Annotated in this window: 11 protein-coding genes; 10 read left to right on the forward strand and 1 reads right to left on the reverse strand. The window is 58.8% G+C overall.

Annotation, left to right across the window (positions count from 1 at the left end):
• Positions 1-10 precede the first annotated feature (10 nt).
• From VHE12_14605 to VHE12_14650, 10 genes are all read left to right on the forward strand, one after another.
• Complete coding sequence (locus tag VHE12_14605) at positions 11-5,893, forward strand: hypothetical protein (protein HVZ82015.1); 5,883 nt, start codon at positions 11-13, stop codon at positions 5,891-5,893.
• Between the two features lie 3 nt (positions 5,894-5,896).
• Positions 5,897-10,318, forward strand: coding sequence for a hypothetical protein (locus tag VHE12_14610; protein ID HVZ82016.1), 4,422 nt, complete (start codon positions 5,897-5,899; stop codon positions 10,316-10,318).
• Positions 10,318-11,073, forward strand: coding sequence for a ComF family protein (locus VHE12_14615; protein HVZ82017.1), 756 nt, complete (start codon positions 10,318-10,320; stop codon positions 11,071-11,073). Before VHE12_14610 ends, VHE12_14615 begins: the two co-directional genes overlap by 1 nt.
• 88 nt (positions 11,074-11,161) lie before the next feature.
• Positions 11,162-12,166 carry a type I glyceraldehyde-3-phosphate dehydrogenase gene (gene gap, locus VHE12_14620; GenBank protein HVZ82018.1) on the forward strand — a complete coding sequence of 335 codons (1,005 nt, stop codon included), beginning with the start codon at positions 11,162-11,164 and terminating at the stop codon, positions 12,164-12,166.
• An 85-nt stretch (positions 12,167-12,251) separates the two neighbouring features.
• On the forward strand, positions 12,252-13,454 hold the full coding sequence (locus VHE12_14625) for a phosphoglycerate kinase (protein HVZ82019.1): 1,203 nt from the start codon (positions 12,252-12,254) through the stop codon (positions 13,452-13,454).
• Positions 13,455-13,476: 22 nt separating this feature from the next.
• The gene (tpiA, locus tag VHE12_14630) at positions 13,477-14,229 is read left to right on the forward strand and encodes a triose-phosphate isomerase (GenBank protein ID HVZ82020.1); all 753 of its coding nucleotides are present in this window, start codon (positions 13,477-13,479) and stop codon (positions 14,227-14,229) included.
• Between the two features lie 90 nt (positions 14,230-14,319).
• Positions 14,320-14,703 carry a preprotein translocase subunit SecG gene (gene secG, locus VHE12_14635; GenBank protein HVZ82021.1) on the forward strand — a complete coding sequence of 128 codons (384 nt, stop codon included), beginning with the start codon at positions 14,320-14,322 and terminating at the stop codon, positions 14,701-14,703.
• 42 nt (positions 14,704-14,745) lie between these two features.
• Positions 14,746-15,816 (forward strand): LacI family DNA-binding transcriptional regulator, encoded by a 1,071-nt coding sequence (locus VHE12_14640; GenBank protein HVZ82022.1) that lies wholly within the window; start codon positions 14,746-14,748, stop codon positions 15,814-15,816.
• A 37-nt stretch (positions 15,817-15,853) separates the two neighbouring features.
• Entirely contained in the window at positions 15,854-17,404 is a 1,551-nt protein-coding gene (gene lnt / locus VHE12_14645; GenBank protein ID HVZ82023.1) for an apolipoprotein N-acyltransferase, read from the forward strand.
• Between the two features lie 2 nt (positions 17,405-17,406).
• Positions 17,407-17,775 carry a Rieske 2Fe-2S domain-containing protein gene (locus VHE12_14650; GenBank protein HVZ82024.1) on the forward strand — a complete coding sequence of 123 codons (369 nt, stop codon included), beginning with the start codon at positions 17,407-17,409 and terminating at the stop codon, positions 17,773-17,775.
• A gap of 2 nt (positions 17,776-17,777) precedes the next feature.
• Here VHE12_14650 and VHE12_14655 read toward each other — a convergent pair.
• Positions 17,778-18,299: Asd/ArgC dimerization domain-containing protein (locus VHE12_14655; protein ID HVZ82025.1), on the reverse strand; the 522-nt coding region annotated here is incomplete at its 5' end.

Consider the following 18,299-nt stretch of genomic DNA (forward strand, 5'->3'; position numbering starts at 1 on the left):
CGAGAGAACCATGAAACGACACCTATCCACCCTTAAACCCTTTTTGGCGTTCCTTTCCTGGATGCTTGTCCTCTCCTTCTTTTCACGGCTTGGGGCCGAGCCGACCCCGACGCCCGACCTGACCGTGAGTCCCGATGAAGAGATCCGGATCCTCGATGCGGTCGTAGGGACCTCCAAGACGCCTACGGCCGTTCCCAACGCGTCCACGACCTCGGAGGCCCAAGGCAACGGCCGCCCGGCCGTTCTTCCCGCCCGGCCACCCCTGGCGCCTACGGGACTTAAGGTCGAAGTGCTACCGGATGGCGTCCATCTGACATGGGACAAGGCGTCCGCTTCTTCCCCCGTTTCCTTCTATACCGTCTATCGATCCCTCCTCCCGGGTTTCGGTTACAAGGCCCTGAACCCATCGCCGGTCCTTTTGAATTCTTTCCTGGACGGGGAAACGGAAAGTCCCACGCCCCCCAAGAACGGCAACGATTATTTCTATGTGGTGGCCGCCACGGATGCCCTGGGACGCCAGGGCCCCATGTCGGACGAAGTGAACGCATCGGCCGCGGGACTGGCCTTCGCCGCGGGAACCTCCGCTCCGGTGACCTTGGGGGCCGAGGAGGGGGAGGAGGAGAAGACCCTGACCATCCCGGAACGGAACCTCGTCAATCTTCAACTTCCGGCCGATACCCAATTGTCCATCCAGGGTTACAAGAAGATCGACGCCCAGTTCTCTTTCCAACATTTCAACCGGGACGTCGTCAACGGCATCCCCAATGAGGTGGATACCACCCTGATCAACCAGGAATTGGTGGTTCAGCTCCAAGGTAAGGTTGGAAAGAACGTCGACGTGAACGTGGACTACAGCGACGTCAACCGGGCCGGGGGCGTGGATACAAGCAAACAGGATATCTCGATCAAATACCATGGGGACGAAGACAGCCCGGTCCAGGAAGTGGCCTTCGGCGACTTGCAGTTGCTGCTTCCCAATACCGAATTCGCCGGTTTCAGCAAACAGCTGTTCGGGCTCCAGACCAAACTGAAGTTCGACCAATTCCGTTTTACGGGTTTTTTCGCCCAGACGAAGGGCATCGCCGAGACGAAGGTGTTCAAAGGGAACTCCCTTCAGGTGGACAAGGTCATCCCGGACATCACCTATATCCCGCTCCGCTACTTCCTCATCACGCGCGCCTACACCGCTTACGTCGATCCGACCACCGGTCAAACGGTCAACGGTGCCTTGCCGGCCCCCAACAGTGAGCAGATCTGGGTGAATAGCGGGATCGGTACGATCAATCCGATCGGGCCCAACTTTGGGGGTCCAAACAATGCCTATGAGCACTGGCTCCCGGGCCGTGACTACACCATCGATTACAACACGGGGGTCATCACCTTCACCCGCGCCCTTTCTTTTTCCGCCCAGATCGCGGTGGGTTATACGTCCCGGACAGGTCAGGTGATCGCTTTGACGGGTTCGGGAGCATCACAGACATTGGATTTCACATCGGGATTGAAGGTGCCGGACGATGGGAATATCTCCAATGCGGCCCACATGATCAAGGACAACAATAACGGGACCGGGATCTCATCGCCCAATGCCATCGCCATGAGCCCACTTTATCTCCCGAATTATTACGACCTGGGCCGGGATAAGATCGTTCCGCCGGACCAGGATCCGGATTTCCTTTTCCAGGTCATCTCCCAGGGAAGTAATAACATCCTGCAAACGGGCCAGGGGGTTTCCCAGGTCGGCGCGGCCAATCCCTGGGTCTACAACGTGGACCTGGACCTGAACGTCTTGACCGTCCTGAACGCCAATTTCATCACCGCCCTCGCTCCAAGCGCCCCTTCCTCGTTCCTGTGGCCGGAACGGCCCTTCGCCAACCTGGACCTTTTCGGAGGGGCCAATTCGGCGGCGAACCCGTCCGATGTCTACAGCCAAACCGTCCCCCCGACGAGCCTCTATTCGCTGCATATTCGCTACAAGACCCAATTGAATTTCTTCCAATTAGGGCGCTTTAACATCATCCGGGGGAGCGAATCCGTTTACCTCGACGGCCGACGTCTCCGCCGGGACGTGGATTATTTCTTCGACTACACCTCCGGGTTCCTGGACTTCCCGGATAAGAGCATCCTGCGGCCTGACAGCCAAGTGGTGGTCAGTTATGAATATTCGCCCTTCGGGGCCTTCAACCAGAACAACATCATCGGGGCCCGGGCCGAATATGACCTGACGGACCACTTCTTCTTGGGGTCCACCTTTTTGGAAAGCGATGCCCAACAACCGCAGGACGTTCCGCAGATCGGTTCGACTCCGAATTCACTTTCACTGTTCGATGCGGATGCCCGCTACGACATGACCCCGGACGAACTACAAAGCATCTTCGGGATCATCCCCGGGCTCGAAAATTGGAAGCCGCCCTTTTCCTTGAAGCTCTCGGCCGAGGTGGCTCAGAGCTATTTCAATCCGGATACCTACAACGCTGAAGGGGAACAAGGGGTGGCGTTGATCGACAACATGGAAGGGATTGACAATGCCACCAACGCCTCCACCAACTCGACCTCGTGGCTTGTTTCGTCACCGCCCCAAGCGGTCGGTTTTTTGGGGAGCGTCCAATACGGTGCCGGATCGAATGCCTCGAACAACCGGATCCGCTTTTACAACAACGGGGCCCCGAATTCCCATTCGGTGATCTTCCAGACGATCGGCCAAAAGGACAATTCGGGCCAAAGTTTCGGTGATGTGCCGGGTTATGGGGGCCACGTCTATGCCACCACCAACAACCCAAATGACTTCGTTTCGGTCCTCCAATTCCCCTATTCAGGCTTGACCAACCAACGTTGGGGTGGGCTTCGCCAGGTCCTTTCGGTGAACGGAACGGATCTTTCAAACGCCGCTTTCCTCCAGGCCTGGGTCTATAACGATGGGAACCCCAAGTGGATCATGATCGATTTCGGGATCGTCAGCGAGAATACAAACGGGAATTTGACCAGCGTGCCGAATGCCGATCCAAATCTGGGGACTTCCAAGACGGCCTCAGTCACATTTGGCATCCCATCCTTTTATTACTCGAATCCAGCCGTGACGGTCATCACACAGCCGGGAGAAACCACGACCCAAGAAGGGGTCAGCATTGGGACGGGGACCAATTACGTTACGCAAGACATGAACGCGGACAACGTCCTCGAATCGAGCGACAATTATTATGAGTATGGTATCCAGGCCAATTGGTCGGGCTGGAAACAGATCAAGATCCCGATCAACTACTCCGCGGCACCGGGAATGCAATCCACGGCGGATTTCAATTATTTCTTCAATACGGTCGGCTTACCGAACCCGAGCATCATCCGGGCCATCCGTTTTTGGATGGCGGGCGCCACGGCTTCGCCGGCCAGCGGGGATGTTTACGTGGAAAACCTGGGATTCGCCCACAATCTCTGGCAGCTCCAGGTCGATCCGACGGCCAATGTGAACCAAGGGGTCACGGTGAACACCTCGAAATTCGACGTCACTTCCATCAGCCAGGACCAGGACAAGAGCTACGTCCCAACTTTGCGGTTCGTGAACATCCAAGCGGGACAGGATTCGAGCGCGATCGAATTCAAGGAGAAGGCCTTGAAACTGACCTATAACCTTTCTTCCACCGATATGGAGCCCCCAGGGGACCTTTCGGGACTGCCCATTTATTACGCCAGCCGGACCTATAGCCAAGGCCTGGACCTGACCGATTTCGAGGAACTCCATTTCGATCTTCAGATCCGGTCCTATCAGCCGGGAGAGGTGCTTTTCGTCCGTTTGGGGAACGATCAACAGAACTACTTCCAATACAACGTTCAATTGAACGAGGCGAGCAAGTCGAGCCTTTACTCCTGGGGGTCGGTCGGATTTCCCTTGGACGGCTCCCAAGGGAACCGGAAACAGGTGGGGAATCCCTTCTTGAACCGCATTACCCAGATCAGTTTCGGGGTCATCTCCCCCAACGGGCCCAATTCGAACATCGGGACCCTGTGGATCAACAACCTGCGCGGGGTCCGCGCCAATGTCCGTGCCGGCGTCGCCCGAAGGGCCAATGCCGCCCTGACCCTGGGGGATAATTTCGCCACGGTGAACGCCCGCTATCGTGAAGTGGATTCGGGGTTCACCCAGATCGACCAGACCACGACCCACTTCCAGCATTCGCGTCAGGTCGGGATGGACTACGCCTCCAGCGGGGTCTCGGTCTTTTCCCAACCCATCGTCCAGCAGTTCTCCGTCACCCGGCAGGACCTTTTCACCGAGGAGGCCTTGGCGAACAACCCATATTTCCTGACCCTGCCCAATTCGAGGATCGATACGGCGACGGGAAGCCTGTCCTACAGTAAGGACCTGGGGCCTGGCTGGGGAAGGATCACGACCTTCCGGTTGTCGGGAAGTTCCAATCTGGAGGACGACATCTACCAGCCCTATTACCTGTCCCAACCGGGGGTGCTAGGCAATGTCCACAAGGGGCAATTGATCGGGACGGCCAATGCGACCTACGATGCCCCGCCCGACCTCTTTTTCATCCCCTGGGGCGCCAACCAGTTCACGGGATCCTATTCGATCACCAAGGATACCCAAACCTTCGACAACCCCATTTACGCCCCCTATGAACGGCACACGCGGACCCAGACCTATGGCTGGACCAATACCACGGAGCTGGTGAAGAACCTGGTCTTCACGCCGGGGTTCACCTATTCCTTGACCGATGCGGTGGGCAACACCAATGCCCCGGGTGTGCCCGTGTCCTTGGCGTCGGCCGTCCCTCAATTCACGAACTTCCAGGAACGCTACCAGCCCAAGGCCGGGCTGGTCTATCGGGGCATTCCCGGCGCCATCCCGTCCGTGGACTATTCGGGCAGCAACCAATACGATTACGTGTCCTTCTCCGACGGCCGGCGGTTCAACAACGCCAACAACCTGAATTACTCATTGAACCTGACCCCGGGGACTTGGTGGGATCCCTTCCAGAAAATGAACCTGACCATTTTCGCGGGACGGACCGAGAGCGGAACGGCCTCGATCCCGGCCTTCAACCGGCAAAGAACGCTGACCTTCGAGGAGCAGTGGCTGACCACGCCCGCATTCGACATCGCCTTGAACGGGACCCGCTCCGTCGCCCATCAATTGAATGGGAGCTTCCGGCTTTTCGATGTCTGGGATTTCCGGCCCACGGGCACTTGGACCGATCAATTGAGCCTCCTGGCCCAAGGCACCAATCCGGTCAAGCAAGTGGGGGATACCTATGGACTGACCACGGTCTATAACCGGAAGATCGCCACCATCCCTTACATCGAGTTCAGCCTGGATTCGGCCCAGCTGCAATACACCCATTCGGACAGCACCCAATACGACAGTTCGCTGCCGCCGGACAAGGTCACCTCGGCGAACATCTCGAACCAGACCCAAAGCGAAACCTATGGTTTGACGCTGCCCTACGACATCGACCAAAAGGCCCAAGGGAACATCCGGTTCCAAAGGACGACGGGGACCCAATTCGGGCTCTCCACCACGAACACCCTGACGACCCAATTGGAGGACCAGGGCTCCATCGAATATACCCAGAAATTCGCCCCGAACCTGGAGATCCACGTGCCCTTCACCCACTGGAAGCTCAAATTGCAGGACGCCATCGAATTCAGGGCCACCTTGCTCATGGATTTCGTGAACAACCAATCGGCCTATGTCTACAACCAAAGGCAGACCCAGCGTTACCGGGGGACGATCGACCTCAACTACAATGCCCTCAAGAATCTGAGGGTGGGCATTGGCTTGGTGAACGAGTATTTCTACGATACGACCTATCAACTGTCGAACAGCACCCCTGACCACACGAAGGACTATTCCTTATGGCAGGGGACCATCTCCGCGGAGGCACGTTTCTGACCCATGAATGATCACGGCTTCCGTACTCTCGGCGTTTTCGCTTTCTTTTTGGTCTCCTACGGGGCCGGGTGGCTCCATGCCGCGCCACCGACCCCTTCGGCCTTGACCAGCGGTACGCCCGTCGCTGGACGGGTGGACCTCGACTGGGCCCCGGACTCGGCCGCCACCCCCGCTGTCACCGGGTATGTGGTCTACCGCCAACTCCAGGATACCCAAACGCCAACGGGCACTCCGTTCCCGACCGCAACCCCGGTGGCGGTGGGAACGGTCCTGATGAGCGCCATTCCAAGTCCGGGAACCCCTGTCTTGACCGATTCCCAAGTCACCAATGGGAGGGTCTACCTCTATCAAGTGGCAGGAGTGGACGGAAATGGGGAAGGGTCGCCGGCCACGGTCCTGGCCTATCCTTATTCCGTGCCCAGCGCGATCTATCCGGTCACGGTCAAGAACATCCATAACCGTGCCCTGGATCTGGCCTGGAAGGTCCCGGATGCCAGTTTCCCGGTCTCTTATTACCAAGTCTTCCGCTTTGGTTTGACGACCCAGACGCCGACCCCGACAGGAACAAGGACGGTTACGGCCATCCCAATGGCCACCATGACCGTCATCGCGACCCCGATCGGGACCACCAGTGCCAATTCCTTCGGGGATGCGGGGGCCGACCCTTCGGCGGCGATCGCCTATTACTATTACGTGATGGCCTTCGACGTGGCCGGGAACCGCAGCGCCTTCCCGCCCTTCTCCACGGATCCGGGCGTCCCGGTATCGATGGGATTACCGGGCCCGGTGACCGTCAACGCGTCCATTTCATTGTCACCTTTCGGGATGAACATCCTTTGGAACGGCTCCCTTGCCTCGGAGCAGGTGAGCGCTTATCAGGTGGTGCGCGATGGGACGCCCATCGCCACGGTCGTTTATGCCCCTGGGACCCCGACGGTGACCTATTTGGACAATACGGTCCAAGAATCCAAGTTCGGGGTGGTCTATGGCGTCCAAGCGGTCAATCCCAATGGAACCACCAGTTCCGATCCGGTGACCCAATACTTGATCCCGGCCACAGGGGGAAGCGTCACGGTGACCCCGAGCCTATCAGGTACGGCAGTGACCGTTTCATGGGCACCGGCCTTGGCGGGCAACCTGGGCGTGGCGGGGTACCGGATCTATAAAGGACCTTGGGGGCCGCCGACGGTCAATCCGACGCCGGGGGCGACCCAAACACCCACCCCCACGGCATTCGCGACAGTGGCCTTCAGTCCCTCGGCCTCCTGGACCCTGACCCCGGTCGTGGATAGTTCGTTGCAGGACCACACCGGGTACTGGGTCCAGCCCGTGGATGGGGGAGGCCAAGGGGGATCCATCGGGATCCCCTCTCCGCCCTATTTCCAACTGGCCCCGACGCCACCGACCAATCTTCAAGTGGCCCAGGCCTCTTCCGGGAACAATGCCTTCGACCTGACCTGGAACAGCGGGAACCCTGGTTTTTATGGGACTCCCGACCACTATGCCCTTTATCGGAGCGTTCGAACGGTGGTCTTGACCCAGACACCGACCGGGACCGTGAGCCCGACGGCGACGCCCGTACTGGTCGCTACGGTGCCCTATGGCCAGAATTCAACGTCGGATGTGGTTTCCAATTTCTCCCAAGGGAGCACGGTGGTCTATCAGTTGGGTCTGGTGGATCCCCAAGGCAACCTTTCCGATCTCTTGACGGCTTCCAACGCGGTGACCCTGGGTGGGTCGGTGAACCCTCCCGTGGCCCCGTCCGTCCTGCCTTTCGCGGGGTCGGACCAGTCCATTCGATATTCCTGGCTCCTCAACCCGGGGGCGGATGCAGTGACGGCTTACCGGATCTACGGGAACGATTGGGCGCCGGGATCCTCGGTCACGCCGGTGGCGATCCTGACGAACCCATCCTCCACGCCGACCTTCGCGCCCACGCCTAGTCCCTGGGTGCCGAACGTTTTCTTCGTTGTGGCGCAGAACGCCATCTCGACATCGGCCCCGGCGACCCTGGCGGGCCTACCGGTGGGGAACTATACGGTCTCGGCCGTCGTGCCGGTGGGCACCCAGGCCGTTTCCCTGACCTGGAATTCCTTGCCTCCGCCCAGCGTGACTCCTGGCATCACGGGTTACCGGATCTATCGATCCTTGGCTTCGACTTCAGGTTTTACATCGGTCGCAACGGTGCCCTATCCCGTTCCGGGATATGAGGATGTGCCCCCGGTGGCGACGGCCGGTGTGACCTATTATTACCGGGTCGTGGCATCGGGACCAAATGGGGCGGAAAGTCCTCTCCTTCCAGACCTCACGCCTGACCCATATGCGAATGTTCAGGTCTGGCCTAATCCTCCTTCCGGGGTCACGGTCCAATCCATGGTCGCCCAAACCGGTCTCGGATGGTCCCCGAACCCGGCCGGAGAGAATGTCCTGTCCTATGTGGTCTATCGCAATGGCACCCCGACGATGACCGTTACCCCGAGCCCCCCCCTTTCCCTGGTCTTTTCCGAATCGGCCGGTGATCTTTCGGTCTATCAAGTGGCCGCCTTGAACCCATCGGGGTCCGGGAACCTTTCCCAACCCATTTCGGTCCTGGTTCCTCCTGCGATGACCCCGACCATCGAATGGACCCCACCCCCGACCGTGACCCCGGACCCCACTCCGGCTGTTTGGATCTCGGGCCTCACTTATGGAGGTGGTGTCCATGGTTACGATATTTACCGTCAAGTTACGGTGACCGGGACCCCGTCCCTGATCGGTAATGTTCCGTCGCCGAATTCCTACTTCGAGGATCCCGATCCAATACCGGGTTTCATCAACCGATACCAGGTCGTGGCCAATAATGGATCGGGATTTGGTTCGGAACCTTCCATTTCGGCCGCCTTGGCCGTGACCCTTTGGCCGGCAAAACCTGTCTTTTCGGCCAATGGCGGTTCCGCCGGGATGACCCTGGATTGGGATGCTCCGGCGGGGGATGCGCCTGTCACATCCTGGGATATCTACCGGTCGGTCTATCCGACCACCACCCCGACCTTCATTGCTACCGTGGTGGGGGGCGGACAGACCTTCGTCGATCCGGACGTCACGCCGGGGGCGGCTTATGTTTATCAAATGAACGGCCAGAATGCTTCAGGGGCCGGTGTTCCCAGCGCCCCAGGGACCGCCTTGGCCGTCGATCCGCCGGTGTTGGCCGTGACACCTTTGGCCGATAAGAATTTTTTGGTCTGGACCGTTTTGACGCCACCGCCGGGAAGCCCTGTGAGCGGTTACAGCATCTATCGTGCCTTGCCAAGCCCGACCCCGCAATTCAATGTATTGGCGCCGCTGGTGGAACCCCTGACCAATACCGGTTATGTCGATACGGTGACGAACGGTTCGACCTACCTTTATAAGGTGGCAGGCAGTTCGACCAACGGCATCCTCGGCGGATTCTCCAATGTGGTGACCCAATTCGCAGCCCTTCAACCGGTCTCCATCCTCACGGCCGTCTCCGGGGACCGGTTGGTCCAACTGCGCTGGAACTATCAGGGGGTCAACACCATCACCTATACCCTCCAAAAGAAGCTGGGGACGGCGCCGGACGGCGATTTCCAAACGGTCCGCTCGGGACTGACCGGGACCAATTACGTGGACAGTGATGTGGCGGACAAGGAATTTTACGTCTATCGCCTTTATTCCGTGGATGCGGGGGGCAACACTTCGACCTCTTGCGCCACGGCCCTGGCTTTGCCGGCCAAACCGCCAGTCGTGAACGACCGGTCGGTGAGCCTTTCCCAGAACACCACGAACCTCCAAACGCTGATCGGGAACAGCCTGAGCTGGAAAGGAGCCGATCAAGCGCCCAACTACGACCCTGCATCCATGTATCCCTTGGGTGGCTATACCCTTTCCCGCTCGACCGATGGGGGAGGGGTCTATCAAGTGTTGGCGACCCTTCCCGTGACCCTGGTGAACGGGGTCCCGGCGTCCACGGTCACCTATTTTGACGAGGTACCCCTGGTGAACGGCAGCACCAATACCTACCTGGTCCAGGCCTTCGATGCGCCCCCTGACCTGCCGGTCCCACTGGCCCAGGCGGTGACCGAGGGATGGGTCCATACGACGTCCTACGATCCTGTGGTCGCCCATTCGATCACGCCGAATACCGCGCTGGACCGGAACGCCATCCGTCCCTTCGGGGCCTCCAACGAACAGGTCGTGAACATCCGTTTCGTGGTGTCGAACCAAGGCCATGTGACCATCAAGGTCTATAACTTGGGCGGGACCTATATCACGCAGCTGGTCGACGCCGACTATTCACCGGGGATCTATTGGGCCAGTTGGGATGCCCACAACCGGTTCGGGGCCTTGGTGGCTTCGGGCGTTTACCTGATCACGACCGAATCGCCCGGTCACCAGGAATTCAGTAAAGTGGCGGTCATCAAATAGTGGGGCCGACCGTCCCCGTCCGGTACCTCGAAACCCTTTGGAGGTCCGGGGTCGATCTGCTTTTCCCCAAGTGTTGTCAAAATTGCGGGGATCCCTTCCGGCAAGGTCTTTCGAATGTCCTGTGCCAAAACTGCTGGGACTCGATCCGCCCCTATGTGGGCCCCTTTTGTTCCAAGTGCGGTGCTTCCTTGCCTTCCGGCGCATTTGAAGGGGCTGTGGACATCTTTTGCACGGATTGTACCGACGGCCTTTGCTCCTTGGATGGGGTGAGGTCCTTGGGGCCCTATCGGGGGGCCCTCAGGGTCGCTCATCATGTCTTCAAATTCGAGGGGTTGGAGAACCTGGCGAAGACCATGGCCCTGAAGATGGTTGAAACGATCCCCCGGCCTGGAGTCGATGCCTTGGTGCCCGTTCCCATGAGCCAGGTCAAGGAACGGGAAAAGGGCTACAACCCGGTCCTGGCATTGGCCCTTGCCCTTGGATCCCTTTGGGGTTTGCCGGTCCAGAGGACCTTGGGCAAGGTCCGCTCGACTCCTCCTCAAATGTCCCTGGGGCAAACGGAGCGACTGGCCAATCCCAAGGGGGCCTTCTCCCTCACGACGGGATCACCGCTTTTGGAAAGGGTGATGTTGGTGGACGACGTGTTGACCACCGGCGCGACCTTGGAAGAATGCGCCAAAGTCCTCAAACGTTCAGGAACTTCCTGGACCGGCGCGGTCGTTTGGGGAAGGACACCGAAGGATCTTTTACCGTGATCCCCTCCGGGCCAAAGCGCCCTTGACCCCCCTAGACCCCTGTGCTAGTTTAACCGCTCTTTAAAACCCCCTTTTTGGAGGAAAAAGCATGGCAATCAAGGTCGGCATCAACGGATTTGGCCGCATCGGGCGCAATGTTTACCGCGCCGCAATGGGGAACAAGAACATCGATATCGTTGCCGTGAACGACCTGACGGACGCCAAGACCCTGGCCCACCTTTTGAAATACGATTCGGTGCTGGGCAACCTTCATGCCGATGTCAAGGCGGGCGAGAATTCCGTGATCGTCAACGGCAAGGAGATCAAGGTCTTCGCCCAGCGCGATCCGGCCCAGATCCCTTGGGGGAGCGTTGGAGCCGAGTTCGTCGTGGAATCCACGGGCCATTTCACCGACAAGGCCAAGGCCGTCGCTCATTTGAAGGAAACCGTGAAGAAGGTCATCATTTCGGCCCCTGCGACCGGAGAGGACCTGACCATCGTCCTGGGCGTCAATGAGGACAAATACGATCCCAAGAACCACCATGTGGTCTCCAACGCCTCTTGCACGACCAACTGCCTGGCCCCCTTCGCCAAGGTGTTGCACGACAAGTTCGGCATCGTGAAGGGCATGATGACCACCATCCATAGCTTCACCAACGACCAGGTCACCCTGGATTTCCCCCACAAGGACCTGCGCCGTGCCCGGGCCGCCAGCCTCAATATGATCCCGACCACGACCGGTGCCGCCAAGGCCATCGGGTTGGTATTGCCGGAACTCAAGGGCAAGTTGGACGGCCTGTCCATCCGTGTCCCCACCCCCGTTGTCTCGGTGGTGGATCTGGTGGCCGAATTGGCCAAGCCCGCGACCAAGGACGAGGTGAACGGTGCCCTCCGGGAGGCGGCCAAGAGCGCCAAGCTGGACAAGTACCTGGATGTCACCGACGAACCCCTGGTGTCCGCGGACTTCAAGGGGAACCCCCACTCCTCCATCGTGGACTCCCTTTCGACCTATGCCATCGGGAACATGGTGAAGGTCCTGTCCTGGTACGACAACGAATGGGGATATTCCAACCGTGTGGTGGACCTCATCGAGTACATGGCTTCCAAGGGCTGACCGGAAGCCGGACGAAGATCGCGGTTCGAACAAGGGCGGCTTAAGGCCGCCCTTGTCTTTTTTAGCCCCGTCAAAGGAGAAGGGAATGGCCTACAACAAACTGACCGTCGAGGATCTGAACCCTTCCGGAAAACGGGTCTTGGTCCGCGTGGACTTCAACGTTCCCCTGGATGAGCACCTCAAGATCACGGACGATACCCGGATCCGGGAATCCCTGAAGACGATCCAGTTCCTTTCGGATAAGGGCGCCAAGGTGATCCTTTGTTCCCATTTGGGGAGGCCCAAGGGGGTCGATGAAAAGCTCCGGTTGAAACCCGTGGCGGACCGGCTAAGCGAATTGTTGAAGAAGCCCGTGCGGGCCCTGAAGGATTGCGTGGGGCCCGATGTCGAAAAGGAACTGGGGGCCCTCAAGAACGGGGAAGTGGCCCTCTTGGAGAACGTCCGCTTCTACAAGGAAGAAGAGAAGAACGATCCGGACTTCGCCAAAAAACTGGCGGCCCTGGCCGACATTTATGTCAACGACGCTTTCGGCACGGCCCACCGTGCCCACGCCTCCACCGAAGGGGTGGCCCATCGGGTCCCCCAAGCGGCCGCAGGGTTCCTCATGATGAAGGAGATCCAGTACCTGGGCGGGGCCCTGTCGAACCCGGCAACACCCTTTGTTGCCATTGTGGGCGGTTCGAAGGTCTCCACCAAGATCGATGTCATCCAGAGCCTGATGAAGATCGTGGATGTCCTGATCATCGGCGGCGGGATGTCCTATACCTTCCTGAAGGCCCGGAAGTTCGAGATCGGGAAGTCCCTTTGCGAAAACGACAAGATGGACCTCACCAAGCAGCTGATGATCCAGTCCATTGATACGGACGTGCCTATCCTTCTTCCGATCGACCATGTCATCGCCGACAAGTTCGACGCGAAAGCGAACGTCAAGGTCGTTCCCCGAGGTGGGATCCTGCCCGAATGGGAGGGAATGGACATCGGACCCGCGACCGTGGAGAAATATGCCCACTTCATCCGTGGCGCCAAGACCATCTTTTGGAACGGTCCCGTCGGGGTCTTTGAGATGGAGCCCTTCGCCAAGGGGACCTACGCGATCGCCAAGCTGATGGCGGAGGCTTCCGAGAGGGGCGCAACGACCATCGTGGGAGGGGGCGATTCGGTGGCGGCGGTGACCCAAGCAGGCTTGGCCGCCAAGATGTCCCACATCTCCACGGGGGGCGGGGCTTCCCTGGAGTTCATGGAAGGGAAGGAGTTGCCGGGGATCGTCGCCTTGACCGACAAGAAGTGACCGACCAGAAAAGGATCGAACCATGCCACGTACGCCGATCATTGCCGGTAATTGGAAGATGTACAAGAACGTCAAGGAATCCGTCGATTTCGTCGCGGCACTCAAGGAAAAATTGAAGGATGTGAAGGACCGGGAGGTCCTGGTCTGCCCGACCTTCTTGGCGCTGTGCCCGGTCTTGGACGCCTTGCGATTCTCCAATATCCAGGTGGGGTGCCAGGATGCCCATTGGGAGCACGAGGGGGCCTTTACCGGCAACGTGAGCCCCGCCATGTTAAAGGCGGAAGGCGTGAAATACGTCATCCTGGGCCATTCGGAGAGGCGCCAATATGACAACGATACCGATTCCAGGATCAACGCTAAGTTGAAGAACGTCCTCAAGACCGGGTTGCGGGCCATCGTTTGTGTCGGCGAGACCCTGGCCGAGCGGGAAGGGGGCCGTACGGAGAAGGTGATCGAGACCCAACTGACCGGGTGCTTCACCGGGATCGGATTGGGAGACCTCCCCTCCATTGTCATCGCTTATGAGCCCGTTTGGGCCATCGGGACCGGGAAGACCGCGACCCCGGAGCAGGCCCAAGAGGTCCATGCTTTTATCCGGAAATGGCTGACCGGGAAATTCGGCCCCGAGGGTGCGGAGGGGATGCGCATCCAATACGGTGGAAGCGTGAAGCCGGAGAACATCAAACAATTGATGGGAAAGCCAGATATCGATGGCGCTTTGGTGGGCGGCGCGAGCCTGAAGGTGGATTCCTTCGAAGCGATCGTCCGGTTTTGATGGTCGGTCGGCAGGTTTCAAAGTTTTCGTTGGATAAGGCCGGTTGCTTTCAATTAAAATAAAAACGGTTTCAAAGCCTGAAGGAGAATCATGAGCCTCGCCATCAATATTCTTTTCGTCCTGAATGCCATCGTGCTGATCGGGGTCGTCCTGATCCAGCAACCCAAGACCTCGGGTGGTCTCTTTTCGGGGACCGGTCAAAGCCTTTTGGGGACCAGTGGGAAGACCTTTTGGACCAAGACCACGATCATTGTCGCTTCGATCTTCATGGTCCTTTGCATCCTCATGGTCAGGTTCCCCGCCGCCCAAAAGGGCCAAAGCTCGGTCGCGGATATCATCGAGAAACAGAACCAACAACAGGCCGCTCCGGCGGCTGCGCCGAACGGGGAAAAGGCCCCGGCGGCGGCCCAACCGGTTTCCAGTTCGGCTCCGGCAGCGCAAAAGGTCCCCGGTACCACGGGGAAGAAGAACTAGAGCGGTACAACCGCTCATTTTTTGTTAGAACAGGAAATCGTTATGATCAATGGAAGCAAGACGAGGGCGACCCTTAAACAGATCGCGAAATATTGCGGGGTCTCCCACACCACGGTTTCCATGGTGATCAACCAGAACCCCAGGATCTCCGCCGACACGCGGGAAAAGGTCATGGCGGCCATCAAGAAGTTCAATTACTACCCCAATGTCGCCGCCCGCAGCCTGGTGATGTCCCGGACGAACACCATCGGCATCTTCGGGACCATGTTCGATTCTCCCTATTACAACGAGATCATCCGGGGGATCGAGATGGAATGCCGCCACGCCAATGTGGACCTCAAGATCTACAACTGCAACGGCAGCCTGGAGGATTTCAACGACTTCTATGACCGGATCCTGGGGGAACGACGGATCGACGCCGTTATCGCCCTTTCGGTGCCCATGGAGGATGCGGTGCTGGAGAGGTTCCAAAAAGAGGAATTGCCACTCATCATCCTGCAGCCGGTTTCCATCGAGGGCCCCAACCATCTTTTGGAAAAGATACCGACCCTTCACGCGGAGGACCGGAAAGGGATCTACAAGGCGGTGAACTACTTGATCTCCCTGGGTCACAAGAAGATCGGGTTCGTGAACGGCCCCGAGCACTTGAAGATCTGCCAGGACCGCCTGGCCGGATACCGGGACGCGTTGCGTGATAATAACATTCCTTTCCAGGAGCATTACGTCGGCTATTCCCATGTAAAACCGGACGCTTTTACGATGGATGCCGGTTACCAGGTGGCGAAGGAATTGATGGAGAACAACCCGGACGTCACCGCGATCTGTTGTGTCTCCGATACCATGGCGATCGGTGTCATCAAGGCTGTCCGTCACCGCGGGAAATCGGTCCCGGAGGATGTTTCGATCATTGGGTTCGATGATACCTATGTGGCCCGTTTGGCCGATCCTTCCTTGACGACCCTCCACCAACCCCTGCTTGAAATGGGGAAGGCTTCGGTGGCCTTGGCCCACGCTTATCTCAACAAGAAGCCGATCGAATACCTGCACCGCGGCTTCGATGTGGAACTGATCATCCGCGAATCGACCGGGAAACCCCGCAAGTCCTCCAAGTAAAACCGGCTCTTTCCCCGTGCGGCGGTTATAATGCGTCATGTCCTTTCCTCCGGGAACTACCAAGCGCATCTTCCTGTGCCTGGCCAGTGCGGCGCTCGTCATTCTCTCCTTCCCCAACTACCTTGAACTGACCCTCCTGCCCAAAACGGCTTTCCTCGGATGGATCGCCCTCGTTCCGTTCTTTTGGGCGTTGGAAGGCGTTCCCGTCCGTCAGGGTGCTTTCCTGGGCTGGGTTTTCGGGTTCGCTCAATTCGGCGGCATTCTTTACTGGGTCGGACAGATCGAAGCGGCCAAAGGGCTGAGCTGGTTGGGTTGGTTCGCCCTGGTGCTCTATTTGAGCCTCTACCCCCTCGTTTTTGGGTTCCTTTTCTCGCTCTTGAAGCGGGTATCGTTGGGACCCTGGGTGCCGCCGGTCCTTTGGGTGGGTTTGGAATACCTCAGAGGGACACACCCCTGGGGTGGGTTTTCATGGGGTGAATTGGGCTATAGCCAGGCCCCTTATCCTTCCATCCTCACCTTCACCGCCTGGTTCGGGGTTCATGGCTTGACCTTCCTCATGGTGTGGTTCAACGCAATGGCCGCAGAAGGTTTGTCGGCGGTCCTTCAAGGACGGGAGGGCCGATGGTCCCGATCCTTGATGCCTTTTTTCGTCCTGGGCATGGTCTGGGTTTACGGGAGCCTGGAGATCGACCGTTCCGCGTTCGAGAAAAAGGGTACGGTCGCCATGCTCCAGGCCAGTATTCCCCAGGCGGAAAAATGGAGCAAAGCCAACGAAACGGCGACCCTTCAGAGGTTCGGGAAGTTGGTGAAAGGCCTTGGCGATCCAGTCCCGGACCTGGTCCTGTGGCCGGAAACGGCCGCCCCCGATTTCCTGAGCTGGAGTCCGGATGCTTTACGGCGTGTGGAGCGGATCATTAAAGGATCGAGGACATACCATTTGGTGGGATGCTTGGATGCGGCCCGGGGTGCCCGGGACCCGAAGACCCTTAGCTATAACGCCGCCATGGCCTTCGACCCCGACGGACGCCCCTCGGGCGCTTACCATAAGCGGCATTTGGTGCCTTTTGGGGAATTCGTCCCTTTCCAGAAATATATCCGTTTTTTAGGGCCGGTGATCGGTGACCTTGGGAACTTTGACCGCGGGGCCCGCTATGAGCTGTTCCGGGCGAAGGGGTTCACCTACACCCCTTTGATCTGCTACGAGGTGATCTTTCCCGAGGATGTCTCGGCGGCCATACGGACCGGCGCGGATTCGCTGGTCAACATCAGCAATGATGCTTGGTACGGGAGGACGGCGTCCGCCTACCAGCATGCGGCCATGGCGGTGGTCCGATCCGCCGAACAGCACAAACCGCTCCTGCGTTGTTCGAACGCGGGTATCTGTTTGGCCACGGATCCATTCGGGAAGGTCCTTGGATCGACCCGGCTTGATGAGGTCAGGACCTTCATCTCGGATGTCCTGGTCCTGAAGGGCGCCGGGACCTTTTATTCCAGGCATGGGGACTGGTTGCCTTGGACTTGCCTGGTCGTGACGGCCTTTCTTCTCGTCCTGGGGAGGGTCCGGGCCGTCGGGGACGGTGAGGAGTAAGGATGGGGACCCCGAAACCACTGAAGATCGTTGAGGCCTCGGGCTTAAAAGAGGGAAGGACCGTCAAGTTCATCATCCAACGTCCCGATCGTGAGACGGAAGCGTTTGTTTTCCGCAAGAACGGGAAAATCCTCGCCTACCTGAACCTTTGCCGGCACTGGACGGTAGGACTTGATTTCGACGATAACGAGTTCTTTTCACCGGACGGGGAATGGCTGGTTTGTAAGAACCATGGGGCGATTTACCATCCCCAAACCGGCCGCTGCGAGAGCGGGCCTTGCGGGGGGGCCAGCCTATATCCGGTCCCCATCATCGAAAAGGATGGCTTCCTTTTCGCCGATGTGGGGAAGATCGACTGGGGTGATGCCTAGGCTCAGACCGGGTGGAGGCCGCGACGGGTCAAGCCGGTGGTCTCGTCCAGGCCGAACATCAGGTTCATGTTCTGGACACCCACGTGGGCCCCGCCTTTCCCGATGGAATCCAGCACGCTGAAAACAACGATTCGGCCACGGCTCTCGTCCACGTCCAGGCCGATGAAACTGAAATTCGTCCCCGAGGTGCTGTTCACCCAAGGATAGGGCTTGTATTGCCAGGAAGCGCCTTCCTCCTTGGGCAGGTCGTAGGGGCGCACGAAGTAGGCATCCTTATAAAAGGTCTTGTAAAGGTCCATGAGCTTGGCGCGGGTGACCTTGCGGGTCGGGAAGACATGGCAAAGGTCCAGGATTCCCCGGACGATCGGCGCATAGACCGGCGTGAAGTGGATGCTGACCTTTTTCTTGGTCAAAGCCCCCAACTCCTGCTCGGCCTCGAATGTGTGACGGTGGCCGACCACGTTGTAGGGGATCAGGTTATTGCCGATCTCGGCGTGATGGGCGGGCCGGGAAAGGTCGGCCCC

This window comes from bacterium (assembly GCA_035549195.1).
Lineage (GTDB): Bacteria > Oederibacteriota > Muellerivitia > Muellerivitales > Muellerivitaceae > DASZRK01.

Excerpts from the sequence above, each read along its gene's own strand:
- tpiA (HVZ82020.1), top strand. The coding sequence starts at position 13,477 with ATGCCACGTACGCCGATCATTGCCGGTAATTGGAAGATGTACAAGAAC.
- VHE12_14650 (HVZ82024.1), top strand. The coding sequence starts at position 17,407 with ATGGGGACCCCGAAACCACTGAAGATCGTTGAGGCCTCGGGCTTAAAA.
- secG (HVZ82021.1), top strand. The coding sequence starts at position 14,320 with ATGAGCCTCGCCATCAATATTCTTTTCGTCCTGAATGCCATCGTGCTG.
- VHE12_14625 (HVZ82019.1), top strand. The coding sequence starts at position 12,252 with ATGGCCTACAACAAACTGACCGTCGAGGATCTGAACCCTTCCGGAAAA.
- VHE12_14640 (HVZ82022.1), top strand. The coding sequence starts at position 14,746 with ATGATCAATGGAAGCAAGACGAGGGCGACCCTTAAACAGATCGCGAAA.
- lnt (HVZ82023.1), top strand. The coding sequence starts at position 15,854 with ATGTCCTTTCCTCCGGGAACTACCAAGCGCATCTTCCTGTGCCTGGCC.
- VHE12_14605 (HVZ82015.1), top strand. The coding sequence starts at position 11 with ATGAAACGACACCTATCCACCCTTAAACCCTTTTTGGCGTTCCTTTCC.
- gap (HVZ82018.1), top strand. The coding sequence starts at position 11,162 with ATGGCAATCAAGGTCGGCATCAACGGATTTGGCCGCATCGGGCGCAAT.
- VHE12_14610 (HVZ82016.1), top strand. The coding sequence starts at position 5,897 with ATGAATGATCACGGCTTCCGTACTCTCGGCGTTTTCGCTTTCTTTTTG.